This window comes from Clostridium sp. HMP27, assembly GCF_000765165.1.
Classification (GTDB): Bacteria; Bacillota; Clostridia; order Clostridiales; family Clostridiaceae; genus Clostridium_AK.
This window is the reverse complement of the sequence record NZ_JMFY01000018.1, coordinates 25,829-52,442: the sequence shown is the minus strand read 5'-3', so window position 1 is coordinate 52,442 and position 26,614 is coordinate 25,829. Positions and strand designations below refer to the sequence as shown.

Sequence of the window (26,614 nt, the reverse complement as noted above, 5' to 3'; positions counted from 1 at the left end):
GTACTAAGGGAAGGAACAACATATGAATATACTAGTTTTTTCAGCTTCTCCTAATAAAAAAGGAAATACTCACAATCTTATGGAGAAGTTCTTAGAGGGATTAGAGGGAAATAAAGAAATAATTGAAGTTTATGATAAAAAGATAGGTGCTTGTATAGACTGTAAGTATTGCTATAAGGTAGAAAGTTGTGCTATTAAGGATGACATGATTGAAATTTATGATAAGATAAAGAAGAGTGATGTAATTGTAATAGCGACTCCTATGTATTTTTCTGGAGTGACTGCACCTTTAAAGGCACTTATAGATAGGCTTCAGGTATATTGGAGTAAGAAATATATAAGAAAAGACAGAACTGATATAAAGCCTAAAAGAGGAGTAATACTTGCAACAGGAGGAAGTTCATGGCCTGATATGTTTAGACCTGTAGAAGAAACTCTTATATTTGCTATGGCAGCCATGGATGCGAAGGTAGAAGAAAAAATATACGTAGAAAGCACTGATAAACTTCCTGTAAAGGATAATGAAAAATTGCTACAGGAAGTTTATGAGAAAGCTGCTAAATTTAATGATAAAAAATTATAAAAACGTTTGCAAAAATCCTTGAAAATTTTATAGATAATGCTATAATAATATTGTAGTCCTGAGATGCGCGTGAGACTTAGTTGTTCAACCGACATTATTTGAAAGGGACCTTTAAGATTCAAAGTAATGCCAAGCTGCTGACGCTGATAATTAGATTAGCTAAATTGTAGTAGGCAGAAGGTTGATGAAAAGGACCCACCTGCGAGAGGGCGGGTATGAAGAGTAAGTTTAACGGCATGTTGGGATAAAACTTGATTTTCACAAGTCAGAAGTTATATAACTTCTGGCTTTTTATTTTTTTGCGGCTATATCAAATTAATTTAAGTGTGATTAAAAAAGTAAAATAAGTGTTGAGTAAATTGAGATATGTGTTATAATATTTACATAAAGTGTAGCTTAAATACTTTTTAACAAGTGTTTAAATAAGATAAAGTATATCAAATAGAGATTGTACTATACTATATTGTAATAAATTAATACTTATATAAATAGGAGGAACTAACGTGAAAAATCAGGATATAGCAATGGGACTTATAAGAGTAACGGAAGCTGCAGCACTAGCCTCAGCAAAATATATGGGTAGAGGAGATAAGATTGCAGCAGATCAAGCAGCGGTAGATGGTATGGAAAAAGCATTTGGGCTTATGCCTATAAGAGGTACTGTAGTTATAGGAGAAGGAGAGCTGGATAATGCACCTATGCTATATATAGGACAAGAAGTTGGAATAGGAGATGAAACTATGCCAGAGATGGACATAGCTGTTGATCCATTAGATGGAACATCACTTATAGCTAAAGGACTTCCTAATTCTATTGCAGTAGTTGCTATGGGACCTAAGGGAAGTTTACTTCATGCTCCAGATATGTATATGAAAAAAATTGCAGTAGGGGCTGGAGCAAAGGGAGTTATTGATATAGATAAATCTAATAAAGAAAATATAATAAATGTGGCAATGGCACTTAATAAGGATGTGACAGAGCTTACAGTAATGGTGCAGGAAAGAGAAAGACATTCAGACATAATAAAAGATGCAAGAGAGCTAGGAGCAAGAGTTAAACTTTTCTCAGATGGAGATATAGCAGCGGTACTTGCTTGTGGTTTTGAAAATACAGGAATAGATTTAATGATGGGTACAGGTGGAGCTCCTGAAGGAGTTATTTCTGCAGCAGCAATAAAATGTATGGGCGGAGATATGCAGGCCAAGCTTGTTGCTTATAATGAAGATGAAGTAAAAAGATGCCAAGCTATGGGAATCGCTGACTTAGATAAAGTGCTTTTTATAGATGATTTAGTAAAAAGTGATGATGTATATTTTGCAGCTACTGGAATAACAGATTGTGACTTATTAAAGGGAGTAGTTTATTCTAAAAAGAGCTTTGCAACTACTCACTCTGTGGTAATGAGAGCTAAAACAGGTACTATAAGATTTATAGAAGCACATCATCAGCTTTCAAAAAGTAATTTATATATTTAATGTTATAGTTAAAAAAGATAGCCTCAATTTAAGGAAACTTTGCAATATGCAAAGTTTCCTTAAATTTTTGTCTAAAATCACATTCAGGATAAACCTATTATGGTATAATTTAAGTTAAAATCAAATGCTAGGGAGGAAATGTTATGCCAGTTACAGTAGAGGATTTAATAAAGGACTTGCAATTAGAAGTGATAAATGAAGGTAAAAAAAATATAGAAATAACTACTAGTGATATAAATAGACCAGGACTTCAATTCTCAGGGTTTTACAGCTATTTTGCAAATGATAGGGTGCAAATTATAGGTAAGGCGGAATGGAGCTTTTTAGATGTAATGAACACGGACCTAAGAAATAAAAGACTTAAAAAGTTTTTTCAATTTGAAACTCCTTGTTCTATATTTACTAGGGAGCTGGACCCTCATGATGAATTTAAAGAAGGTTCAAAGGAATATAATAGATGGGCACTTAAGACAAATAGTATTTCTACTAGGTTTATAAGTAATCTTATGGGGTATTTAGATGGGAAATTAGCACCAGAAACCAGACTCCATGGAGTACTTGTAGACGTATACGGTATAGGAATATTAATTACTGGAGAAAGCGGAATAGGTAAAAGTGAAACGGCACTAGAATTGATAAAAAGAGGTCATAGACTAGTGGCAGATGATGCTGTAGATATAAAAGAAATAGAAGGTAAGCTTATAGGTACATCTCCATATATAACATCTGGAATGATAGAAGTTAGAGGAGTAGGTATAATAGATATCCCTGCACTATATGGATTAAGTTCAGTTTTAGAGGCAAAAACCGTTGGGCTTATAATACATTTAGAACAATGGAAGCCAGAGCAGAATTATGATAGGCTTGGAATAGATAGGGAAAGTGTGAAAATATTAAATACTGATGTAAAGAAAATAACACTTCCTATAAGACCGGGAAGAAATATTGCAGTTATTATAGAAGCGGCGGCAGTTAGTCATAGATATAGTTTAAGCAGTACTATAACTCCAGTAGATACTATAAGCATGAGAATGGATGAAGAAGTAATGAGGAGGAATAAGAATGGTAGATAAAAAAGAATTAAGAAAAATCATATTAGAAAAAAGAGATAGTATAGATTTAAGTGAAAGAATTAAATATGATAAACACATATTTAATTCTCTAATAGATAGCCCTGTATACAATGAAGCAAAATGTATTTTTATATTTGTAAGTTATAAAACTGAAGTAAATACCCATGAAATAATAAAGCAGGCATTATCTCAAGGAAAAAGAGTATGCGTGCCTAAAGTTTTGTCCAAGAGTGAAGGTATGTATGCAGTAGAAATAAAAAAATATGATGATTTAAAATCAGGAAAGTATGGAATACTAGAACCAGAAAACTTGGAAAATAAAATAAATGAAGAGGAAATAGATTTAGCGTTAATTCCTGGAGTAGCCTTTGATAAGAATGGAGGCAGAATGGGCTATGGAGCAGCATTTTATGATAGATTTTTGATAAAATTAAAAAAAGATACTCCTAAAATCGCCCTAGCTTATGAAATGCAAATAGTAGATTATATACCAATGAATGAATGGGATGTTAAGGTGGATGGAATAATAACTAATGGGTGAATAATATGATAGCTTTTAACATAGAGGATAAGTTTAAAATAGTAGAAAATAAACTGTTAGACAGTCCTGGTTCCAACTTATGGGTGAATTGTTATGTAGATGAATTATTAGATATTAAACAAAGATTTGATTTAGAAGAAGAGTCTATAAATGAATGCAAAGATTTTAATAAAGGAACAAAAATAGAATTTTTTAAGGACTACATATTTATAGTTCTTAACATATTTGATTATTATGATGAAGGTGTTCATTCCAGAGAATTATATATTTTTTTGAGCAATAACTATATAATTACTACTTTTAAGGAAAAACTAGAACTTTTAGAACTCCTTATAGAAGACATAAGGAAGGAAAAAAATTGTTTGTTGCTTAAAGGGAATGCTGATCCTCAGCTTATACTATACTACATCTTAGATAGAATAATAGTAAAGAACTATAATGTTATATCTAAATTGGAGGAGCAAAGTGACAAAATAGAAATAAGAATACTTAAAAATCCTGAGCATAGACAGTTAAATGATCTTATAAATCTAAGAAGACAAGTATATAAAATTAGAAAGTATTTAAGTCCATTAAGGTATATAGGAGATTCACTTTTAAGTAATGATAATTCTATAATTAAAGATGCTAACATGAAATACTTTCAAAGCTTAAATACAAAAATAGATAAGCTTATGATGTCACTAGAGAGCTTAGTTCAAGATTTAGCGTTAGCAAGGGAAGCCTTCGAATCTGAAATGTCTAATAAAACCAATGAACTTATGAAAATATTTACCTTAATAGCTACAATATTTCTACCTTTAAACTTAATTACAAGTGTATATGGGATGAATGTGCGGCATATTCCATTTATGCTTGTAAACTATGGCTTCTATTATTTGCTTATAATCATGGTTGTGATAGCGATTTTACTTATATATTTATTTAAAAGAAAAAAGTGGCTTTGACTTAGCCACAAATTTTAAAATATTTATCTATTATGATATAATGGAAAAAGTAAAGATTAGAGGAAAAGGGAGGTGGATCTGCCCTTAATTACCTATGGGCAGAAAAACTATGGAAAAAGATTTAGTAAAAAATTATGAATATGCTTGGGACAAATACAGCAAAGAAGACTTAGAAAAGGTATTTGCGCTAAGTGAAAGATATAAGAAATTTATGTCTAAGTGTAAAACTGAAAGAGAATGTGTAATTGAACTTGCAACACTTGCAGAAGAAAAGGGTTACAAGAATTTAGAAGAAATTATAAAAAACAATGGAAGCCTTAAAGCAGGAGATAAAGTATATGCTAATAATAAAGATAAAACTTTAGCATTATTTATCATTGGAAGTGAACCTATAGAAAAGGGTATGAATATATTAGGAGCTCATGTGGATTCTCCAAGACTAGATTTAAAGCAAAATCCACTTTATGAAGATACTGATTTAGCAATGTTTGAAACTCATTATTATGGTGGAATAAAGAAATATCAGTGGGTAACTCTTCCGCTTGCTATTCATGGCGTTATAGCTAAAAAGGATGGTACAGTAGTAAATGTGGTTATAGGAGAAGATGATAATGATCCAGTAATAGGAGTTTCCGACCTTTTAATTCATTTAGCTGGAGAGCAGTTAGAGAAAAAGCTTGGCAAAGCAATAGATGGAGAAGATTTAAATATACTTGTAGGAAGTATGCCTATTGAAAGTAAGGATGTAAAGGATAGAGTAAAGAGAAATATATTAAAACTTTTAAACGAAAAATATGATATAACAGAAGAAGATTTTGTATCCGCGGAATTAGAAGTAGTTCCTGCAGGAAAAGCAAGGGATTACGGATTAGATAGAAGTATGGTTATGGCTTATGGACATGATGATAGAGTATGTTCATATACATCCTTTGAAGCTATGATGGATATGGAAAATCCTAAAAAGACATGTGTTACTCTTTTAGTAGATAAAGAGGAAATAGGAAGTGTTGGTGCTACAGGAATGCATTCTAAATTCTTTGAAAATACTGTAGCGGAAGTGATGAATTTAGCTGGAGATTATAATGAATTAAAAGTTAGACGTGCGCTTAATAATTCAAAAATGTTATCTTCAGATGTAAGTGCAGCATTTGATCCGAATTTCCCATCTGTAATGGAAAAGAAGAATTCAGCTTATTTTGGAAAAGGATTAGTGTTTAATAAATACACTGGTGCTAGAGGAAAATCAGGATCTAATGATGCTAATGCTGAATATGTAGCAGAAATTAGAAATATAATGGATAAACATAACGTATCTTGGCAGACTTCAGAACTTGGAAAGGTAGATCAAGGCGGCGGAGGAACTATAGCATATATTCTTGCAGAGTATAATATGGAAGTAATAGATTGTGGAGTAGCACTTCATAATATGCATGCACCTTGGGAAGTAGCAAGTAAAGCTGATATATATGAAGCTATGAGAGGATACTATGCGTTCCTTGTAGAAGCATAAAAGGCATTTGTATAAATAGTAGATTTCAAAAATTAAAACCACCAATTAGTTAAATGTCACTAATTGGTGGTTAAGCAAATCCTAACTTATTAAAAAAACTTGATTCAATTTGAATTCTTATCACCTTTTCCTATAGAGGTTTTAATTTTAAGAGTGTAACTAATGCCTAAGACTAATTTAGACAGATAACAGATTGTCCTTGTTTTTACCATAACCTTATAAGTTAGGATTTGCAAGAAGAAGTTTTATCTTCTTCTTGTATACAGTATAACATAGAACATATCAAAATACAATACTATTATTCAGAATATTCTAATATAAAGCAAGAGGGTAGAATAGTTTTATCCTCTTGCTTCCTTATTTATTGCTATCTCTAGGAATCATATAATTAGATATATTGTATAGATTGTAGGAATAAGGTACTTTACTCATATTTATAAAATCCATTTCATAAAATCCATCCCAGGGGTATACTGAAACTAAATCTTTATTATATACGTTTATTACATATTTTTCGTTAGAAATGGTAATGAATATCTTATACAAAGGTTTTTTAGGAAGATTTTTAGGCTTATCTATAAAGGATTTTTCATCAAGGCTTGAAATAAAATTAGGTATTACATTTAAATCCTCTGAAGATAGTTCCTTTTCCTTATAAAAAGAAGTATCAGTTATTGTGCATCTATAAGAGTTATTTAAGTTAATTCCTTCAGATAAAAGATTTGTATAATAGCGGTTAGTTTCTTTACCCTTGTAATAATAGTATTTGGAACATGAACTAGCAAAAATCATAATTATAATAGGTAAAACTATATAATAAAATTTTCTTTTCATTTAATCCACCTTTACCTTGTTTTCATTAAACATCATATGAGATGAAAATAGGTTTTATTACTTTTAAAACATAAAATTTAGTTGAAGGCACATATAAGAAATGATATAATGTGAATACCCGGAGGGGTATTTAAATGAGGTGATAACAATGGCAAGTGATAATGCTAAAAAGGACATTCAAAATAGACTTAAAAGAATAGAAGGCCAAGTAAAGGGCATAGAAAAGATGATAGATAATGATGCAAGTTGTAAGGAAATACTAATACAAATTGCAGCAGTAAGATCAGCAATAAATAAGGCTGGAGCCATGGTTCTTCAAAACTATGCTAAGAATTGTTTAGGAAACTGTGAAGCTTTAAGTAATGATGAAAGAGCAGTAGATGATTTGGTAAGTACGTTAACAATGTTTATGAAGTAATTGTGCTAAATTACACTTTAGCACAATTACTTTTTTTATTATAATAAAATGTTATAAGTCTAGTTAATGATGAAACTAAAATCACTCCAACGGCAATAGCTCCTGCTATTGTAAGGGTTGAAAGTCCTGTGTTTAAGGATTTAGTTACATTTCCCTCTACTGAAGCAAGCATAGTATAATACATGCCACCTCCAGGAACTAGTGGAAGTATGCCGCAGATTATAAATATAGTAACTGGGCATTTCCGTACTCTTGCCATTATTTCAGAATATACAGCTACAGCTACAGAAGCATAAAAGAAGGCCAGGGGCTGAGAAACAGTATATTTTAATGCAAGAATATAAAAAAGCCAACTTAGTCCTCCCCCAAGGGCAGCAAGCCAAGTGTTTTTTCCTTTTATATTAAATAAAACTGAGAATGCCAGTGATGCAATGAAAGAATAAAAAGAAGGCAAAAATAAATTCATTTATATAGACCCTCCTCCAAAATAAGATATCCAGAATGAGAACACGAGTCCGCTTCCAACGGCAATTGCAACGGCTATCAAAAATGCTTCTATAATTCTAGAAGTTCCTGCCACTAAATCTCCTGCTATAGTATCCCTTATGGCATTGGTTATTGTAAGGCCTGGAACTAATAACATAAGAGAGCCTATTACAATCTTATCAGTATTATTTCCTATATGTAATGAAGTACTTGCCAGTGCAATAAAAGAGGCAGCAGCACCACCTATAGCATTTATAAAGAAGGAGTTAGTTCCAATTTTGCTTAGGGTTCTAGAAAGTACTTGTATAGTAAATCCAATAATCATAGAAATACAAAAATCGTTAAAATCTCCTCCATATAATAAAGTAAAAAATCCAGCAGATATAGAGGAAGAAAATATAACTAAGTTTCGTTCGTAGTCTTGTCCATTATTTATAGTTGTTAAATTATCGTCTACTATATTTAAGGGAAGATTCTTACTGCATATTTGTCTAGATAAATCATTTATTTTGGATATTTTATCTAAATCCACTTTACGATGTCTGACTCTACTCACTTTAGAATAGATTTTTCCATCTATATCTGTTATAGATATCATTATTCCTGTAGGAGTTACAAAACTATTAACTTCTTGTACACCATAGGCATTGCACATACGTTCCATAGTTTCTTCTACCCTGTAAGTTTCGGCTCCGTTTTCCAGCATTATTTCACCAGCAAAGGAAGTTAAATGTACTAATTTATTTATATCCATTTTATCGCCATCCTAATAATAAAATTCAATCCAATTATAGCATAATTCTTTAAAAAGAATATAAAAAACTACAAAAAATATTGACTAATTAATAAAATTATGAATTAATAAAATAGTATGTAAAATCATAGAAAAGGGAGTAGAGGTAAATGATAAAAGTTTTTCTTGTAAAGTCTTTTACATCATCTGAAAATGGAGGAAATCCTGCAGGTGTAGTTATAAATAATGGGCTTAAGGATGAAGAAATGCAAAGTATAGCTAAAGAGGTTGGATTCTCAGAAACTACCTTTATAAGCAAGATAGATTGCAAGAACTTTGAGCTTAAGTATTTTACTCCAGAAGTTGAAACCAACTTATGTGGCCATGGAACTATAGCAGCTTTTCACTGTATGCAAGTATTAAATGAAGTAGAAGAATCAGAGGTATATATGCATACTAAGGCTGGTAAATTAAAAGTATTTATTAATAACTCTAAAATTTATATGGAGCAATCAAAGCCTTTTATGAATGATATTTGTATAGAAGAAAGCATAATATTTGAAGCGCTTAATATACCTTATGAAAATAAGGAGGAAAACCTTCCTATTAAAGTAGTATCTGTAGGAACACCTAAAATAATTATACCTCTTAAAAATCGAGATATGCTTTTCGATATAAAACCAGACTTTGAAAAGTTAAAGGAAATATCACGTATAACAAATTCTAAAGGATTTTATCCTTTTACCTTTGATGTATTAGATAAAAACAATCTTATACATGCAAGGCAGTTTAATCCATTGTTTGGTATACCTGAAGATCCAATTACAGGGGTGGCAGCAGGTGCACTAGGAATTTATTTAAGTAAGTTTTATGATGAAGAAATAGAAGTTTTTAGTGTAGAACAGGGATATATATTAGACAAGCCAGGTATAGTAGATGTAAAAATAGAAGAAGGCATTTCTTATATAGGCGGATCAGCTGTGCTGTATGATGAAAAGCATATTGAGATATAAATGGGTATTATGCAATTGTCGAAATAATCTTAAGTTAGTTACTATTCATACATTTGAAACGACAAAAAAAATTATTCATTTTCATTATTTAGAGAGGAATTTACACATTGTTGCAGAATAATATTATGTCTGAGAAGTATTGCCTATGTATCCAATGAACTAATTTAAAAGTTGTTCAAAAACTATTGACATATTTCGCGGAACAAATTAGTATATAAATGAGTATTTGTGTGCTCAAAAAACTTAATGTTTATATTGTATTTCATATAGAATTTAAAGAATGGAGGGTCTTTATGGAATTATTAACTTTTAAAAACGGAGTACATCCCCCTCATGGTAAACATTATACAGAAAATAAACAAATAGAAGAGTATTTACCAAAGGGAGACGTTGTTATACCAATGTCACAGCACATTGGTGCACCTGCTGAACCACTAGTAAAAAAAGGTGATAGGGTTTTAGTAGGACAAAAAATAGGAGAAGCTAAAGGATTTGTATCTGCAAATATTCACAGCAGTGTATCTGGTACTGTTAAGAATATTGTGCAAGTATCAAACTTTAACGCAGCTAAGATTTCAGCAGTAGTTATTGAAAACGATGGACTTTATGAAGAAGTAGATACAATAAAGCCAAATGCTGATTATGCAAAGTTATCAAAAGAAGAAATAATTGAAATCATTAAAGAAGCAGGTATAGTAGGTATGGGTGGAGCTACATTCCCTACTCATGTAAAACTTATGCCACCAGCTGACAAGAAAATAGAGTTCATAGTAGTAAATGCTGCAGAATGTGAACCATATTTAACTTGTGACCACAGAATGATGCTTGAGTACACTAAGGAAATAATAGAAGGATTAAAAATAGTTCTAAAGTTATTCCCAGGTGCAAAAGGCTATATAGGAATAGAAGATAATAAGCCAAATGCTATAAAAGCTATGAGTGATGCAGCACAAGGAACAGGAATAGAAGTAAAAGCTGTTAAAACTAAGTATCCTCAAGGAGCTGAAAAACAGTTAATTTATTCTTTAACAAAGAGAGAAGTACCATCAGGTGCACTTCCAGCAGATGCAGGATGTGTTGTACAAAATGTTGATACAATTTATGAAATATACAATGCTGTAGTAAATGGTAAGCCACTTACTTCAAGAGTTGTAACTGTAACTGGTGATGCAATAAAAGAACCAAAAAATATCAGATTTAAAATTGGAACTTCAATGAAAGAACTAGTAGAATTTGCTGGTGGATTTGTAGAAGAACCAACTAAGATAATATCTGGTGGTCCTATGATGGGAATTGCAATGTATACTTTAGATGCTCCAGCAACAAAGGGAAGCTCAGGAATACTTTGCTTAACTAAAAAGGTAGCAACTGTAGAAGAAGAATCTAACTGTATAAATTGCGGAAAGTGTGTACAAGTTTGTCCTATGAACTTAATGCCAACAACACTTGCAGCATCAGCTTCCATGCAGAACTATGAAATGTTCGATCAATATGATGGAAGAGATTGTATAGAATGTGGTTGTTGTTCATTTACTTGTCCAGCAAGACGTCATTTATTACAAAGAATACGTTCCGGTAAAAAGGTCGTTTGTAAAACTCCAAAAAAGAAATAAATTAAAAATTTAAATAAGAGGTGAATATAAATGTCCGAAACAACAATGTATACCGTATCTTCATCTCCACATATACGTGCGAAAGATACAACTCAGAGCATAATGAGAGATGTTGTTATAGCTTTACTTCCAGCGACTGCTGCAGGAGTATACTTCTTTAAACTTCAGGGACTTTTAGTAATACTTGCTTCAGTACTTTCTTGTGTAGCTGCTGAATATATATGGCAGAAGGCTACTCATAGAAAAGTAACTATAAGTGATTTAAGTGCCGTTGTAACAGGATTATTATTAGCATTCAACTTACCAGCATCCGTTCCACTTTGGTTGCCAGTGATTGGTGGCTTCGTTGCAATTATAATAGGTAAACAATTTTTCGGTGGAATAGGTCAAAATATCGTAAACCCAGCATTACTTGCAAGAGCGTTTTTACTTGCATCTTGGCCAGTAGCAATGACTACTTGGACATTAGATGGATCAACAACAGCTACACCACTTGCTTTCTTAAAAGGAATTGAAGCAACTGGTCAAGCACCTAGCTTAATGAATGTATTTATAGGAAATGTTGGTGGATGTATTGGTGAAACTTCAGCCCTAGCAATAATTCTTGGTGCAGCTTACTTATTTGCTAAGAGAATAATTGATTGGAGAGCTCCAGTTACATTTATAGCTACTACTTTCATTATGACTGCAATAGCAGGAAGATCTGCAAACCCTGTATATGAATTATTTGCAGGTGGATTAATGCTTGGAGCATTCTTCATGGCTACAGATTATGCAACTTCTCCAATTACACCACGTGGTAGAATAATATTTGGTATTGGTTGTGGAGTAATTACTGGTCTTATCCGTATATTTGGTGGATATCCAGAAGGTGTATCTTACTCAATACTAGTAATGAACTTGTTCGTTCCACTTATCGAGAGATGGACAGTTCCAAGAACTTTTGGGAAGGTGAAATAGTATGAATAAGGATAGCAGTTTAAGATTAGGTATAATATTATTGGCTATAGCTGCAATATGTGGACTTATACTAGGCGGTGTAAGTGAAGTAACAAAAGCTCCAATAGCTGTTCAAGCAAAGAAAACTGTTGATGAAGCAAATAAAGCAATACTTCCAGAAGCAACAGAGTTTGCTGATAAAACTGGAGTTACACTTGCAGGAACAGTTTCAGCTGTAACTGAAGGAAAATCAGGAGCAGATTTAAAGGGTTATACTATAACAGTAGCACCTAAAGGATATGCAGGTCCTGTAAAAATGATGGTTGGAATAACTACAGATGGAAAAATATCTGGAATTAAAATAATAGAACATGCAGAAACTCCAGGTCTTGGTGCACTTGCTCCAGAACCAAAGTTCTCTGGACAATTTTCAGGAAAACCAGCAAAAGAATTAACAGTAGTAAAAGCAGTACCTTCTGCAGACAATCAGATAGAAGCAATAACTGGTGCTACAATAACTTCAAAAGCAGTTACAACAGGAGTTAATGAAGCTGTTAAATTCTTTGATGCTAACTTGAAAGGAGGCAAATAATAATGAGCATGATAGGCGATAGATTATCTAATGGTATAATAAAAGAAAATGCTACCTTCGTTCAAGTGCTTGGTATGTGCCCAACACTTGCAGTTACATCAAGTGCTATGAATGGATTAGGTATGGGACTTTCAGCTACAGTAGTACTTATAGCTTCCAATGTATTTATATCTGCACTTAGAAAAGTAATTCCAGATAAAATACGTATACCATGTTATATAACTGTAATTGCAACACTAGTTACAGTGTTACAATTTTTACTTCAAGCATATGTACCAGCGTTAAATAAATCACTTGGTATATTTATACCACTTATAGTTGTTAACTGTATCATACTTGGTAGAGCAGAAGCATATGCTTCTAAAAATGGAGTAGTATCTTCAGCTTTTGATGGACTTGGTCAGGGACTTGGATTTACAATATCCTTAACTGTTCTTGGAATAATAAGAGAATTATTAGGAACAGGAAAGGTATTCAATGCTCAGGTTATGCCAGGATTTTATCAACCAGCATTAATAATGATACTTGCTCCAGGAGCATTTATTACACTTGGAATACTTATGGCTTTACTAAACAATAGAAAATTAAAGAAGGCTAAAGCTAAATAATTTAGCTTTACCTTCAGTCCTTAACTTATAAAAAGGAAGGTGTCAGAAGAAAAATGAGTATATTTACTATATTTATAAGTGCACTATTAGTTAATAACTTCGTTTTATCTAGATTCCTTGGAATTTGTCCATTCCTTGGAGTTTCTAAAAAAGTTGAAACAGCAACAGGTATGGGAGCTGCCGTTACTTTCGTTATGGCATTAGCTTCAATGATGACTTATTTAGTTGAAAGATTTATACTACAACCATTAAATATAGGTTATTTATCAACATTATCATTTATACTAGTTATAGCGTCTCTAGTTCAGTTCGTTGAAATGGTTATAAAGAAGATGAGTCCAGACCTTTATAAGGCACTTGGAATATACTTACCACTTATAACTACAAACTGTGCGGTTCTTGGGGTTGCAGTTATTAACAGTAATGAAAAATATAATCTTATTCAATCAGTTGTAAACTCTGTAGGTGCAGCGCTAGGATTTACATTAGCACTTGTATTACTTGCAGGTATAAGAGAAAAATTCGAAACAAATGAATATATTCCTGAGCCATTAAGAGGCTTGCCAATAACTTTAATAACAGCAGGTATAATGGCGATAGCTTTCTTAGGATTCCAGGGCTTAATCTAATTAGGAGGTGTTAGCATGGAAATGAATAGCTTAATATTCCCTGTTATAAGCTTAGGGGGATTAGGTATAGTATTTGGACTTCTTTTAGGATATGCTTCAAAGAAGTTCGCTGTAGAAGTTGATGAAAGAGTGCCACTAGTTAGAGAAGCGTTACCAGGAGCTAACTGTGGTGGTTGTGGATTTGCAGGCTGCGATGCTTATGCAGATGCAGTTGTTAATGAAGGAGCGGCAGCAAACAAGTGTCCAGTTGGTGGAGCAGCTTGTTCAGCTAAAATAGCTGAAATAATGGGAGTAACTGTTGATTCATCAGAACCAAAGAAGGCATATGTAAAATGTCAAGGTTCTTGTGGAAAAGCAAAAGAAAAATATGAGTACTATGGTGCAACTAGTTGTATAGATGCAGCTAATACTCCAGGCGGCGGATCAAAGTCTTGCACATATGGATGTCTTGGACTTGGAAGCTGTGTAGGAGTTTGTGCATTTGATGCTATCCATGTAGTAGATGGAATAGCTGTAGTAGATGAAGAAGCTTGTGTTGCTTGCGGTGCTTGTATAAATATTTGTCCAAAGAGTGTTATTGAATTAGCACCTATGTCCAAAAAAGTACGTATTGCATGTAACTCTCATGACAAGGGATTAGAAGTTAAAAATGTATGTTCTACTGGATGTATTTCCTGTGGACTATGCGTAAGAAACTGCCCAAGTGAGGCTATAACAATGGTTAATAACTTACCAGTTATAGATTATGACAAGTGTACTCAGTGTGCAGTATGTGTGGCAAAATGCCCAACAAAAGCTATTGCAAACTTAAATGAAAAGTTAGAAACAAAAGCAGCAAACGCTTAATATAAAAAGCATGTAGTTTAAACTACATGCTTTTTAATGTGGCTTTTATAATTTTATTATAAAAGGAATATCTTAATGAACTTAAGATATTCCTTTTAAGAATGCTATCTTTTCTAAATGCTTTGATAAAAAATTAGTAACAAGTCCTATAAAATATCCAGCTGCTATGGCTGAAATCATAAGAACAGGGAGGTAAAAGTATATTTTAAAATCCTGTACAACAAGTGCGGCTATAAAAAGCTGTCCTATGTTATGAAATATTGCTCCAGCTATACTTATACTCCAAAGACTAAAGCTTTCGTTAAACTTTTTATAAAGTATTATCATTACAAGATTACTAAGTATTCCACCAGAAAGACTATATAAAAAGGCGGACATATTTCCTCCGAGGAAAGTTCCAAGTAAGGTTCTTAAGAGCATTATGGTCAGTGCTTCTTTAGGGCCCATTATAATTAAAGCTAAAAGTGAAATTGCATTGGCAAGTCCAAGTTTTATACCAGGAAGTATTACTGGAATTTGAGCTTCTATTACATATACTACAAGAGCAATACCTGTAAGAAGACCTAAAAGGACCATTTTTCTTGTTTTTTTCATTCAATCACCTCAATGATCTTAATATGAAGCACCATCTATATCAGTTGGAGCTTTATCAGAAGTTTCTCCACCTTCAATACTTACAATAAGTTTGTTTGGAAGACACACAATAGACTCTCCTGCATCGGAAATCCATCCAGTTTTTATGCAAACTTTATCGGGACAATCCGCATCTATTATACTAATTTTATCTTTCTCTACAATTATAGTATTAAAATGCTCGCCTTCTTTAATATCAAATTTTTCAGTTCTTTTTAATTTTGAAAGGTTTATAGTTTTAACGACTTTTCCATCTGCTTTAATTACAGCTATTTTATCTTTATCTTTAAAGGCTAATTTATAGGCATAGGTTCCAGCGCTCATAATCAGTAAAACTGCTATTACTATAACAAATAATATTTTATCACCTTTCTTCATACTTATACTCCTCGTTTGTTATTTTAAAATGATCTTTTAATCCAGAGGTATAATATACTTTTTTATCAGCTGTTACAAATACTGCTTCTACACCATCTAGAGATTCTATAAGATTCATTCCTTCATTTACACCAAGTACAAAGGTACTAGTAGAAAGTGCATCTCCATCAACGGATTTATTAGAAATAATAGTAGTTCCTATTATTCCGCTTTCAGAAGGATACCCTGTTTTAGTGTTTAAAATATGATGATACTTCTTACCATCTTTTATAAAAAATCTTTCGTAATTTCCTGAGCTTACAACAGATTTGCTGCCAACTTTAGCAATAGCAAAATATTCTCCTCTTTCTTTTAAAGGGTCCTGCACACCAATGTTCCAAAGAGATCCATCTAATTTGTTACCAACAGTTAACACATTGCCGCCCAAGTTAATAAAGGCTGTTTTTACTTTATTTTTTTCTAGAATGTCTTTAACCAAATCTGCAGTATATCCCTTAGCAATCCCACCTAAATCTATAGCTTGATTAGGATTTTTAAGCTTAACTTCTTTAGTATCTTCATTAATTAACACATCATTATAATTAACAAGCTTTAGTTTATCCTTAATATCACTGTCCTTAGGAAGATTAGCTTTATCTGTTCCTATTCCCCAAAGGCTGCTTAAAGGTCCTATTGTTATATCAAAGGCACCCTTAGAAAGCTTACTGTATTCAAGGGACTTTTTTATTACATAAAAGGTATCATCGCTAACTTTTACATAATCTTTACCTGCATTTTTATTTATAAGAGAAACTTCGCTAGTAGGTTTGGTAGCAGACATTTTATCATCAACTTCAGATATCTTTTTCATAGCTTCATCTGTTGCTTTTTCAGCATTTTTACCATAGGCTTTGATTTCTACAATTGTTCCTAAAAGATAATTTTGCTTAACTACTTCTTTATTTGAATCGCTGCTGCAAGAACTAAGTATAAAAGTTAAAGAAAAAGCTGCAATTATACTTGCTAGTGTTTTTTTCTTCATATTATCCCACCTTTGTTACGTTTATTGTCAAAAATAAAAACATATTTATTATAACATAAATGTACTTATATTTGTATGAATTATAGTATATTATAGGGATTAGTTGATTCATTTGTATTAAAAGGGTAGATTTTTATATGGGGTAAGATATATAATAAAAATGTTAATCTTTTAAGAAGGAGTGAACTTTATGAAAAGTCAAAGCAATTATCATACCATAAAAAAGTTTCAACAGTTGGTACAAGAGGAATATAACACAAACATAAATGAAGAAAATTATATTGAGTCAATTTTAAATGAAGTAGAAAAAAATGCTTCATTACATAATTATTTTAAACAGTACATAGAAGAAAATAAGGATAATCTTAACGTTTTATGGGCATTAGAAATGTTCTTATTTATAAGAGCATCAGAAAAGAAGGATGTAGAAGCAGTAGAAAACTACAGCAAGAGATTAAAAATATATGCTGATAATTATTATATAGAATATGTATTAGCAGACATGAGCTTAAGATATTACGGAAACATATTTGAAAGTAAGGAAAAGTTTTTAAAATCACTTGAGTTAAAGAAAAACGATCCAATGTCATACTATAACCTAGGATATATATATAATCTTTTAGGAATGTTTGATAAGTCCTTAGAAAACTATCAAAAATCAAGCTTCTTTAGTGATGATGCACCTAATGGAGAAGAGTTAAAAGTGAAAGCACTTTATAACATGGCTAAGAATTATCTTATAGTGAAAAATGATGATGAAAAATCAGAAATTGTATTAAATGAAGTGCTAGCAATCAATCCAGATTACAGTAATGCAAGACAAATGTTAGATAGATTGAAAGGAGAATAATATTATGGAAAATAACAATACTCATGATATATGGTTACCAGATCAACTTACAGCAGTAAAATTATTTCTAACGCAAATAGAATGTTCTTTAAATGAAAAGTTTGAAGCTTTAGATGGAAAAACACTTTATGAATATACGGTTATAAATAAAGATGCATCAGGAATATTAAAGGTAATGCCTGAGCTTGAAAGATCACCAATACATGATGAATATAAAAAAATGCTTCCATTACATAAGTCAGATTTTATATATCAATCTGTTTATAAGAAAACAGGAGGAGTACTTAATTTATTTTATGGAGAAATAAAGGAATCCATGGATAATACTTTAAAAGAGTTAACAAACAAAAAGGGAAATAGAAAAGAAGCTATAGATGCATGGATTGATACTCCTTCAGAACTTTATAGTGCACTTTCACCAAAGCTCGTATGGGCAGGCGGCGGAAAGGTTGAAAAAGAACTTTTATTTGACTTCGGGAAAAAACTTACAGAAGCAGTAGGAAAAGAAACCTTTCATACTCAAGGGGGAGCTGTTATAAGAGCAATAGAATTTTTAAGAGTATGGCAGTTATCTTATAATGACATATGCGATGATACTCCAATGAATGCTATCATAAAAGAGAGACAGGAAATATATAATGAAAAGGTTAAGCTTTTAAATGAACTAGGAATAGAGCACGACTTTTAGAAAGGAAACATCTCAATAAATTGAGATGTGCTGATTTATCACAAAATTATAAATTTCTATAAATCATGCATGGGGTGAATTAATCATGGATAAGTTAATATATGATGGATGGTTAAAACTTTATAAAAGAGAAGTTAAAGATAGGGAATATGAAATAGTTAAAAATCATGATGCAGTTTCAGCTATAGTATTAAATGAAGATAATGAAATACTTTTAGTAAGACAATTTAGGCCTGCAGTAATGAAAGAAACTTATGAAATTCCAGCGGGAGTCCTAGATGTAGAAGGGGAAGCAATAGAAGACTGCCTAATCCGTGAGCTTCAAGAAGAAACAGCACTAAATGTTAAAAGACATGATGTTAAGAAAATAGTTTCCTATAAACCTATACTAGGATTTAGCGCAAGTACTATGAATATGTTTTTAGTAAATATAAATAAGGATGACTTTGATACAAATAAAATACAAGATCAAGATGTACTAGAAGGTAAATGGGTATCTTTCAGCACATTTGAAAACATGGTTTTAAGTGGAGAAATAATAGACGATAAAACCATAATGGCATATTTTTATTTAAAGTCGCTTAAATAGGTAATAGGAGGGGACAATGATAAAGGCAATACTTTTTGACTTAGATGGAACTCTTATAGATACCAATGATTTAATATTAAAATCCTTTAGGCATGTTTTTGACACTCATTTAGGGCATTTAACTATAGAAGATGAAGAAATAGTTAAAACCTTTGGAGAGCCTTTGATGGGGGTAATGGAAAGATATGATAAGGATAGAGCAAAATTCTTATATGATACATACATAAAATATAATGAAGCAATTCATGATGAATTAACAAAGGAAATAAAGGGAGTTAAAGAAGGTTTAACCTCTTTAAAGGATAAGGGGTTTAAGCTTGCAATAGTTACTTCTAAAAGAAGAGCTATAGCTTTAAGGGGACTTAAATTATTTAACTTAGATAGCTTTATGGATGTGGTTATAACTCCAGAAGACACAGTAAAACATAAACCAGAGGGAGAGCCGGTTTTAAAGGCCTGTGAAATGTTAGATGTATCTCCAAAAGAAGCCTTAATGGTAGGAGACAGCCACAATGATATTCTTTGCGGCAAAAATGCAGGAGCACTAACATGCCTTGTGAAATATACAGCTCTTTCTGTAGATGAAATATTAGCTCATAAGCCTGATTATGTAATAGACTCTATTGAAGAGATAGTAGAATTGGTTAATATTTAAGGATTAAAAAGGAAATTGCAGCTGATGCAATCTCCTTTTTAAGTTATTTATATTCGATTATGTTTTTATAATCTGTTTTAAGAACTTCGCCTTCTTCAAGAAGAATATGACCTGAGCTGTAAGGCTTTCCATCTATAGTTATTATTACGTTAGTAGTGTTATAATAATCGCCAAGGGTGTTTGTTATTCCCTTTAATATAGCTGCTTCTAAGCCGCTTCCTGCATTCATTTCAGTAACTAAGTTTCCTGTGAAATCCACCATTACTGTATTTGATTTTTGATTTAAATAAAGCTTATTTATTTTTACCTTTTCTCCAATTAATGAAGTTAAATCTTTATTTGGGCTTTCCTTAAAGTATTTTTCAAAAACTGCTTTGGTATCATCATTTGTATTGAATTTTAACGCTACCTTATGAAAAACCATTCTATCATTTGCATAATCAGGATAATAGAATTTAGTTGTTTGAATTACAGGGGCATCTTTAGTTATCTTTTCTAGTGAAGTTGTAACTTCCATACCATTTGATTTAAATATGCTTTTTACTAAGCCTTGATTTAAAGCATAGTAGTCATAAGTTGTAGAATCTCCATGTTCTGTGGTTACTTCTAGAGCCTTATAATTTCCGGAAGGGGTCGTTACTTCTTTATCTACAGCGGAAATGTATCTTTTTTTACCATCAGATAGTGTCCAGGAAGTTCCTTTCTTTAAAGGTTCCTTTAAAAGCACTTCATATTTACTATATTCATTATTAGTTAAATTATCTCTGTAGTAAAATTCTCCTTCAGAAGCTAAGCTTCTTAGTTCTCCATTTGTATACTGTAATACCTGTGCTAAAGTAGTACCACCATTTATACTTCTAAGTTGAATTATATCTCCATTTATAAAATCTGTATATACTGTTTTTTCAGCATATTCATTCCCAATTCCCTCATATTTTAAAGTTACATTTTCTTTAAAAGGATAATAATCTTTTATAGTGTAATTTGTAGTTTGTTCAGTAGGATTATCTGTTGGTGTTTTATCTCCAGTTGGATTATTATTTACATTATTCTTGCTGCAAGAAGCGAGGAATACAAAGGACAAACATAATAATATACAAATCTTTTTTAAGTTCTTCATAAATATACCTCCTTAAGTTAATTTAATTATTACTTTAATTATACTAAAAATATAAGAAATTAGGTGTATATGTAAAAAATAAATATTAAAAATAAAGTAAAAGTAAGGGACAAGCAGCGCTTGTCCTAACTATTTCGCGTTTAGTAATTCCTTTAAAATATCTACGCATCTAACAATATGTTCTTTGTTAACCCAGTAGTTAGTAACAAACCTAAATTCACCATTTTCAGGTGGATTTATCTTTATACTATTTTTATAAAACTCATCTACTATAAGTTTACCGTCAATAGAGGAATCTTCTATGCTAAAGAATACCATATTAATGTGAATTTGGTCAAGGTTTACATTGATACCTGAAATTTTGGATAGTTCTTCTCCTAAAAATTTAGCATTTTCATGATCAACTTTTAAGTGCTGTCTCATATCTTTAAGAGCAACCATTCCTGCCGCAGCAAGTATTCCAGCTTGTCTCATTCCTCCGCCCATAATTTTTCTCTTTTTACGTGCTTTTGCAATAAATTCTTTGGAACCTGCAACCATGGAGCCTATAGGAGCGCATAACCCTTTTGAAAGACAAAACATAACGGAATCACAGTATTTAGTTATGTCAGAGGCTTCCACGTCTAAAGAAGCAGACGCATTAAAAAGTCTTGCACCATCTAAATGAACAGGTAAGTTGTGTTTTTTAGCCACTTCATATATTTCTTTCATATTTTGAGTAGATATAACTCTTCCATTAGAATGAGCATTTTCTACACATATTAAGCTGGTTTCAGGAAAATGAATATCTTCACCCCTTATAGTTTTTTCAACTTCGCTAGGATTCATTTCTCCTTTATTACTCCTTAAAGGTCTTATTTGAACACCAGCAATGATTGCAGGTGCACCTACTTCATGCTGAAGAATGTGGCAGTTTTCCTCCAGTATAACTTCAGTTCCGCGAAGGCAGTGTGTAAACAATGCAAGCTGATTTCCAAAGGTTCCAGTAGGAACAAATAGTGCAGCTTCTTTGTTAACTAACTTTGCTGCATATTCTTCTAATTCCTTAACAGTAATATCATCTTCATATACATCATCGCCAACTTCAGCATTATACATAGCTTTTCTCATTTCTTCTGTTGGCTTTGTTACTGTATCACTTCTCAAATCAATAAAATTCATTTAAATACCCCCAATACAAAATATCTTATTTTTATTATAACTTAAAATTAATTTTAAATAAACTTAAATGTTCATAATATTACCAGTGGATTACAACATTATTGAGGTTCTAAATATGTGTTTTTTCTAATATAAATAAATACAACAATAGAATAGAAGCGAATAATTAATCAATTTAGTATGGAGGGAATTATGAATTTTAAAGAGTTGATAGAGAAGGATAGAGAAAGAAGAAAAAGCGATAAATTTGAAGGAACTTTCCTTGACTATTTGGAAATATTGAAAAATAATCCTGAAGTATATAAATTAGCTCATGAAAGAATGCATGAGATAATAACTCGTGAAGGCGTAGAAGTATTAGATCCAGAAGAAAATATAAGAATAAGAAAGATATATGGAAATCAAGTAATTAAAAGTTATAAATTTTTTAAAAATGACTTCTTTGGAATAGACAAAACTTTAATGAAACTTGTTAATTATTTTTACTCCGCATCTATGAAAGGTGAAGAATCAAGACAGGTGTTATACCTTGTAGGACCTGTAGGATCAGGAAAGTCTTCTTTGGTTGAATCCCTTAAAAAGGCACTTGAAACCTCAGAATCAGTATATGGCTTAAAGGGATGTCCTATGAGAGAAGAACCACTTCATTTAATTCCTAAACATTTAAGGAAAGAATTTGAAGAAGAGCTTGGAATAAAAATAGAGGGAGATTTATGTCCAGTATGTAGATATAAATTACTTCATGAATATAAGGGAGAATATGAAAAATTCCCAGTAGAAAAAGTAGACTTTTCAATCAGATCAAGAAAAGGCATAGGAGTTGTGCCACCAGTTGATCCAAATAATCAAGACACGTCTGTCCTCATTGGTTCTGTGGATATCTCAAAGATGGATCTTTATTCTGAAGACGACCCTAGAATATTTGCACTTAATGGAGCTTTTAACGTAGGTAATAGAGGACTTGTAGAGTTTATTGAAGTATTTAAAAATGATGTTGAATATCTTCACACTATAATAACAGCTACTCAGGAAAAATCTATACCATCACCAGGAAAGGGCTCTATGATATATTTCGATGGAGTAATCCTTGCCCATTCAAATGAAGCAGAATGGACTAAATTTAAATCTGACCATACCAACGAAGCGATACTAGATAGGATAGTAAAAATAGAAGTGCCATATTGCATGGAGCTAAATGAAGAGAAAAAGATTTATAAAAAGATACTTGGTAAGAGTAATTTTGCAGCTCACATTGCACCTCATACCATAGATATAGCGGCTATGTTTGCCATACTTACAAGACTTCAGCCATCTAATAAAGTTGACCTCTTAACTAAGCTTAAAATTTATAATGGCGAAGAAATTGTAGAAAAGGGAACCACTAAAAAGATTGATATCACAGAGCTTAGAGAAGAGGCAGGACTTAGAGAAGGTATGAGTGGTATTTCAACTAGATTTATAGTTAAGGCAATAGATAATGCATTATCTGAATCTAAGGAAGGCTGCATAAACCCATTAAGTGTAATGGAAAGCATTATAAAATCCGTTAAAGATTTAGATATAGCAGATGATGAAAGAAAGAAATATCTAGCGCTTCTTCAAGATACAATAAGAAAAGAATACAATAAGGTTTTAGAAAAAGAAATCACTAAGGCATTTATCCAAAGCTTTAGGGAACAGGCAGAAAGCTTATTTAATAACTATTTAGATCATGCTGAAGCTTTTGTTAACAAGACAAAGATTAAGGATAAGGCAACTGGTGAGCAGCTTGAGCCAGACGAAAAGTTTATGCGCTCCATAGAAGAACAAATAGGAATTTCAGATAGCTCAGCAAAGGGATTTAGATCCGATGTAACTTCTTATATGTTCTATTTGGTAAGAAAGGGAGCTAAGATAGATTACACTTCCTATGAACCACTAAAAGAAGCTGTAGAAAAGAAATTAACCTATTCCGTAAGAGAAATGTCTAGAATTATAACCAAGTCTAGAGTTAGAGATAAAGAGCAAAATCAAAAATACAATACAATGGTAGAAGAAATGAAGAAAAATGGATATTGTGAAGAGTGCTGTGATGTAATACTTAAATACGCAGCTAATAACCTATGGAAGGATTGATATTATGGCAATCTTTAGAGAGTTTAATCCTATCCCTCACGATAGAACAACGGAGGATAGAAGAAGACATCAAAAGCTTGTGGAAGATTCCATAAAGAAAAATTTAGTAGATATCCTTTCTGAAGAGAGCTTAATAGGGCAAAACTCCCAGAAAAAAATAAAGATTCCTATAAAGGGCATAAAGGAATATCAATTTGTATATGGTAAGAATACTTCTGGAGTTGGAAGTGGAGATGGGTCTGAAAAAAGAGGAGATGTAATTGGCAGCGAAAAGGAAGGCAATGCAAAGGGGAAGGGCAACAAGGGTGCAGGAAATGAAGAAGGAGAAGATATATTTGAAACTGAAATCACACTAGAAGATATTTTTCAATATATTTTCGATGACTTAGAACTGCCAAACTTAAAAAAGAAAAAGATCTCCGAAATCCTTATGGAAGGCTCCAAGAAGAAATCAGGATATCAAAGAAATGGAATTCCACCAAGACTTGCTAAGAAGAGAACAGTTGTGGAAAAGCTAAAAAGAAAGCAGGGCATGAAAAGGGCATTAAGAGAAAGTAATGAAAATGCAGTAATAGAAAGATTCCCATTTAAGAAGGATGATATAAGATATTACAGAGTAAAGCCTAGAATGAAAAAAGAATATAACGCAGTGGTAATATGCATAATGGATACTTCTGCATCCATGGATCAAACCAAAAAATATCTTGCTCGCTCATTTTTCTTTATGCTTTATAGTTTCATAAAGATGAAATATGAAAAAGCGCAGGTAGAATTTATAGCACACTCTACTGTAGGAAAAGTTGTAACTGAAGATGAGTTTTTCCATAAGGTAGAGTCAGGGGGAACCTATGTGTCCAGTGGATATCAAAAGGCATTAGAGCTTATACGCGAAAAGTATAATCCATCTCAGTATAATATTTATGCCTTCCATGCAAGTGATGGAGATAACTGGAGTGAAGATAATGAAAGGGCTATAAAATCAGTAAATGAATTATGTGATGTGTGCAACTTGTTTGGATATGCAGAAATAATGACTTATGGGTATTCCAGCACTATAAAAAAGAAATACTCTCAAGATATAAAGAGAGATAATTTTGCAATGGTTGCTATGCAGAAGAAAGAGGATTTATGGAATGCCATTAGGGATATGCTGAAGGCAGAAATGAGCCAATCTGCGGAATAAGGGGGTGGCAGCATGGACTATACTATAAATGAACTTGAAAAGTGGAATGAAAAGATAGAAAAAGTAGTTAAGAAATTTGGACTTAATTATTATCCTCAGGAGTTTGAAATAATAGATCATAATGATATGCTGGCTTATGAGGTATATGTGGGTATGCCTGCCCACTATCCTCACTGGAGCTTTGGTAAGGCATATGATAAGCTAAGAACTCTTTATAACTATAACCTTACAGGGCTTCCCTATGAAATGGTTATAAACTCAAATCCATGCTTAGCTTATTTAATGAAGGATAATACTCTTTTGCTACAAATACTAACAATTGCCCATGTATATGGACACAATGACTTTTTCAAGAATAATAGACTTTTTAAAACAGCAACGGATGCGTCCTACACCATTGAAATGTTTAAAAGTCATGCAGATAGAATAAGAGACTATATAAATGACCCAAGCATTGGATATGAAGAAGTAGAAAAGATGCTAAATGCAGCTCATGCTGTAAAGCTTCAAAGGGAAAGAAGTATAGGTATTAAAAAGATGTCCAATGAAGAAGTAAAGCAGAGAATAATTAAGGATTATATAACTGAAGACACCACAGATGTACTAAAACCTTGGGAAAAGAAAAGCTTAAATAATATAGAAAAAATACCACTAGAACCTGATGAGGATATTTTAGGATTTGTAATAAGATATGGAGATCTTACTACTTGGCAAAAAGACATTGTAGATATTGTAAGACAGGAAACAGAATACTTCCTTCCTCAAATAGAAACAAAGATTATGAATGAAGGCTGGGCAAGTTACTGGCACTACAATATATTAAAGGAACTAGAACTTCCGACCTCCCTTCACTTGGAATTTATAAAAAGGCATAATGATGTAATAACTCCTCTTGAGGGCAGAATAAATCCTTATTATATGGGCTTTAAAATATTTGAGGATTTAGAAAAAAGGTATGGCAGGGAGAAAATATTTGAAGTAAGAGAGCTTGAGAGAGATGCATCCTTTATAAGAAGATATCTTACAGAGGAGCTATGCAGTGAAATGAATTTATTCCAGTTTGGAAAACATGATAGAGATTATGTAATAGAAGAAGTATCCGATGATGATGGATTTAAGCAAATAAGAAATACCATTTGCAGCTCCTGCGGTATGGGAAGTATACCTGCCATTGCAGTAACGGACATGAGCCTTTACAATAAGACCCTAGTGCTTACTCATACCTTTGATGGAAGAGAATTAGACTTGATTTATGGTGTGGAAACATTAAAGTATATAGTAGACTTATGGGGACACAAGGTAATTTTAAAGACTCGCATAGACGGAAAGGATACGGACATAGTTTGCAATATAGATAAGAGCATAACTTATGTATAGATTT

General features: G+C 32.1%; 29 protein-coding genes and 1 other RNA gene. 22 read left to right on the top strand and 8 right to left on the bottom strand.

What is annotated here, in order from left to right:
* Positions 1–22: 22 nt before the first annotated feature.
* From DP68_RS09395 to DP68_RS09370, 7 genes are all read left to right on the top strand, one after another.
* Complete coding sequence (locus tag DP68_RS09395; protein WP_035308821.1) at positions 23–583, top strand: flavodoxin family protein; 561 nt, start codon at positions 23–25, stop codon at positions 581–583.
* A 52-nt stretch (positions 584–635) separates the two neighbouring features.
* A non-coding RNA gene (gene ssrS / locus DP68_RS19220) (6S RNA) lies at positions 636–833 on the top strand.
* A 253-nt stretch (positions 834–1,086) separates the two neighbouring features.
* Positions 1,087–2,058 (top strand): class II fructose-bisphosphatase, encoded by a 972-nt coding sequence (glpX, locus tag DP68_RS09390; protein WP_035308818.1) that lies wholly within the window; start codon positions 1,087–1,089, stop codon positions 2,056–2,058.
* Between the two features lie 143 nt (positions 2,059–2,201).
* Positions 2,202–3,131 (top strand): HPr(Ser) kinase/phosphatase, encoded by a 930-nt coding sequence (hprK, locus tag DP68_RS09385; RefSeq protein ID WP_035308815.1) that lies wholly within the window; start codon positions 2,202–2,204, stop codon positions 3,129–3,131.
* Complete coding sequence (locus DP68_RS09380; protein ID WP_035308813.1) at positions 3,121–3,672, top strand: 5-formyltetrahydrofolate cyclo-ligase; 552 nt, start codon at positions 3,121–3,123, stop codon at positions 3,670–3,672. The genes hprK and DP68_RS09380 overlap by 11 nt, the downstream gene beginning before the upstream one ends.
* 5 nt (positions 3,673–3,677) lie before the next feature.
* Positions 3,678–4,619 (top strand): magnesium transporter CorA family protein, encoded by a 942-nt coding sequence (locus DP68_RS09375; RefSeq protein WP_035308811.1) that lies wholly within the window; start codon positions 3,678–3,680, stop codon positions 4,617–4,619.
* 109 nt (positions 4,620–4,728) lie between these two features.
* Positions 4,729–6,129 carry an aminopeptidase gene (locus DP68_RS09370; protein WP_035309351.1) on the top strand — a complete coding sequence of 467 codons (1,401 nt, stop codon included), beginning with the start codon at positions 4,729–4,731 and terminating at the stop codon, positions 6,127–6,129.
* Between the two features lie 357 nt (positions 6,130–6,486).
* Here the strand turns inward: DP68_RS09370 and DP68_RS09365 are convergent, their stop codons facing one another.
* On the bottom strand, positions 6,487–6,963 hold the full coding sequence (locus tag DP68_RS09365) for a DUF4883 family protein (protein WP_035308809.1): 477 nt from the start codon (positions 6,961–6,963) through the stop codon (positions 6,487–6,489).
* A gap of 148 nt (positions 6,964–7,111) precedes the next feature.
* Between DP68_RS09365 and DP68_RS09360 the strand changes: the two genes are divergently transcribed.
* Positions 7,112–7,381, top strand: a complete 270-nt coding sequence (locus tag DP68_RS09360) for a metal-sensitive transcriptional regulator (protein WP_035308808.1) — start codon at positions 7,112–7,114, stop codon at positions 7,379–7,381.
* A 10-nt stretch (positions 7,382–7,391) separates the two neighbouring features.
* Here the strand turns inward: DP68_RS09360 and DP68_RS09355 are convergent, their stop codons facing one another.
* Positions 7,392–7,847, bottom strand: coding sequence for a threonine/serine exporter family protein (locus DP68_RS09355; RefSeq protein ID WP_035308806.1), 456 nt, complete (start codon positions 7,845–7,847; stop codon positions 7,392–7,394).
* Positions 7,848–8,621: a threonine/serine exporter family protein gene (locus DP68_RS09350; protein ID WP_035308803.1), complete on the bottom strand. Its 774-nt coding sequence runs from the start codon at positions 8,619–8,621 to the stop codon at positions 7,848–7,850.
* 149 nt (positions 8,622–8,770) lie between these two features.
* On the opposite strand from DP68_RS09350, the gene DP68_RS09345 reads away from it, so the two are divergent.
* From DP68_RS09345 to rnfB, 7 genes are all read left to right on the top strand, one after another.
* Positions 8,771–9,613 carry a PhzF family phenazine biosynthesis isomerase gene (locus DP68_RS09345; RefSeq protein WP_035308801.1) on the top strand — a complete coding sequence of 281 codons (843 nt, stop codon included), beginning with the start codon at positions 8,771–8,773 and terminating at the stop codon, positions 9,611–9,613.
* Positions 9,614–9,906: 293 nt separating this feature from the next.
* Positions 9,907–11,226 (top strand): electron transport complex subunit RsxC, encoded by a 1,320-nt coding sequence (gene rsxC, locus DP68_RS09340; protein ID WP_035308800.1) that lies wholly within the window; start codon positions 9,907–9,909, stop codon positions 11,224–11,226.
* Positions 11,227–11,256: 30 nt separating this feature from the next.
* The gene (locus tag DP68_RS09335; RefSeq protein ID WP_035308797.1) at positions 11,257–12,186 is read left to right on the top strand and encodes an RnfABCDGE type electron transport complex subunit D; all 930 of its coding nucleotides are present in this window, start codon (positions 11,257–11,259) and stop codon (positions 12,184–12,186) included.
* 1 nt (position 12,187) lies between these two features.
* Positions 12,188–12,757, top strand: a complete 570-nt coding sequence (locus tag DP68_RS09330; protein ID WP_035308795.1) for an RnfABCDGE type electron transport complex subunit G — start codon at positions 12,188–12,190, stop codon at positions 12,755–12,757.
* A gap of 2 nt (positions 12,758–12,759) precedes the next feature.
* Complete coding sequence (locus DP68_RS09325) at positions 12,760–13,365, top strand: electron transport complex subunit E (RefSeq protein WP_035308793.1); 606 nt, start codon at positions 12,760–12,762, stop codon at positions 13,363–13,365.
* Positions 13,366–13,418: 53 nt separating this feature from the next.
* Positions 13,419–13,994: an electron transport complex subunit RsxA gene (rsxA, locus tag DP68_RS09320; protein ID WP_035308789.1), complete on the top strand. Its 576-nt coding sequence runs from the start codon at positions 13,419–13,421 to the stop codon at positions 13,992–13,994.
* Positions 13,995–14,015: 21 nt separating this feature from the next.
* Positions 14,016–14,840: an RnfABCDGE type electron transport complex subunit B gene (rnfB, locus tag DP68_RS09315; RefSeq protein WP_035309349.1), complete on the top strand. Its 825-nt coding sequence runs from the start codon at positions 14,016–14,018 to the stop codon at positions 14,838–14,840.
* Positions 14,841–14,921: 81 nt separating this feature from the next.
* Here the strand turns inward: rnfB and DP68_RS09310 are convergent, their stop codons facing one another.
* The 3 genes from DP68_RS09310 to DP68_RS09300 are packed head-to-tail and all read right to left on the bottom strand — an operon-like array spanning position 14,922 to position 16,872.
* On the bottom strand, positions 14,922–15,434 hold the full coding sequence (locus DP68_RS09310; protein ID WP_035308787.1) for a Gx transporter family protein: 513 nt from the start codon (positions 15,432–15,434) through the stop codon (positions 14,922–14,924).
* Between the two features lie 18 nt (positions 15,435–15,452).
* On the bottom strand, positions 15,453–15,851 hold the full coding sequence (locus DP68_RS09305) for a NusG domain II-containing protein (RefSeq protein ID WP_035308785.1): 399 nt from the start codon (positions 15,849–15,851) through the stop codon (positions 15,453–15,455).
* The gene (locus DP68_RS09300; RefSeq protein ID WP_035308783.1) at positions 15,838–16,872 is read right to left on the bottom strand and encodes an FAD:protein FMN transferase; all 1,035 of its coding nucleotides are present in this window, start codon (positions 16,870–16,872) and stop codon (positions 15,838–15,840) included. The genes DP68_RS09305 and DP68_RS09300 overlap by 14 nt, the downstream gene beginning before the upstream one ends.
* A gap of 190 nt (positions 16,873–17,062) precedes the next feature.
* Between DP68_RS09300 and DP68_RS09295 the strand changes: the two genes are divergently transcribed.
* The 4 genes from DP68_RS09295 to ppaX all read left to right on the top strand — a co-directional run bounded on the left by DP68_RS09295 (position 17,063) and on the right by ppaX (position 19,654).
* Positions 17,063–17,722, top strand: coding sequence for a tetratricopeptide repeat protein (locus tag DP68_RS09295; RefSeq protein WP_035308781.1), 660 nt, complete (start codon positions 17,063–17,065; stop codon positions 17,720–17,722).
* A gap of 4 nt (positions 17,723–17,726) precedes the next feature.
* Entirely contained in the window at positions 17,727–18,410 is a 684-nt protein-coding gene (locus DP68_RS09290; RefSeq protein WP_035308778.1) for a hypothetical protein, read from the top strand.
* A gap of 85 nt (positions 18,411–18,495) precedes the next feature.
* Positions 18,496–18,999 carry an NUDIX hydrolase gene (locus DP68_RS09285; protein ID WP_035308776.1) on the top strand — a complete coding sequence of 168 codons (504 nt, stop codon included), beginning with the start codon at positions 18,496–18,498 and terminating at the stop codon, positions 18,997–18,999.
* 16 nt (positions 19,000–19,015) lie between these two features.
* On the top strand, positions 19,016–19,654 hold the full coding sequence (gene ppaX / locus DP68_RS09280) for a pyrophosphatase PpaX (RefSeq protein WP_035308774.1): 639 nt from the start codon (positions 19,016–19,018) through the stop codon (positions 19,652–19,654).
* 43 nt (positions 19,655–19,697) lie between these two features.
* On the opposite strand, the gene DP68_RS09275 is transcribed toward ppaX, so the two are convergent.
* Both DP68_RS09275 and ltaE read right to left on the bottom strand, forming a co-directional pair.
* Positions 19,698–20,774 (bottom strand): GerMN domain-containing protein, encoded by a 1,077-nt coding sequence (locus DP68_RS09275; RefSeq protein WP_035308772.1) that lies wholly within the window; start codon positions 20,772–20,774, stop codon positions 19,698–19,700.
* 129 nt (positions 20,775–20,903) lie between these two features.
* A complete protein-coding gene (gene ltaE, locus DP68_RS09270) occupies positions 20,904–21,935 on the bottom strand; it encodes a low-specificity L-threonine aldolase (RefSeq protein ID WP_035308768.1) in 1,032 nt (343 codons plus the stop codon).
* A 192-nt stretch (positions 21,936–22,127) separates the two neighbouring features.
* Between ltaE and DP68_RS09265 the strand changes: the two genes are divergently transcribed.
* The 3 genes from DP68_RS09265 to DP68_RS09255 are packed head-to-tail and all read left to right on the top strand — an operon-like array spanning position 22,128 to position 26,610.
* Entirely contained in the window at positions 22,128–24,050 is a 1,923-nt protein-coding gene (locus DP68_RS09265) for a PrkA family serine protein kinase (RefSeq protein WP_035308766.1), read from the top strand.
* 4 nt (positions 24,051–24,054) lie between these two features.
* Positions 24,055–25,233 carry a sporulation protein YhbH gene (yhbH, locus tag DP68_RS09260; protein ID WP_035308765.1) on the top strand — a complete coding sequence of 393 codons (1,179 nt, stop codon included), beginning with the start codon at positions 24,055–24,057 and terminating at the stop codon, positions 25,231–25,233.
* A gap of 12 nt (positions 25,234–25,245) precedes the next feature.
* On the top strand, positions 25,246–26,610 hold the full coding sequence (locus DP68_RS09255; protein ID WP_035308764.1) for a SpoVR family protein: 1,365 nt from the start codon (positions 25,246–25,248) through the stop codon (positions 26,608–26,610).
* Positions 26,611–26,614 lie beyond the last annotated feature (4 nt).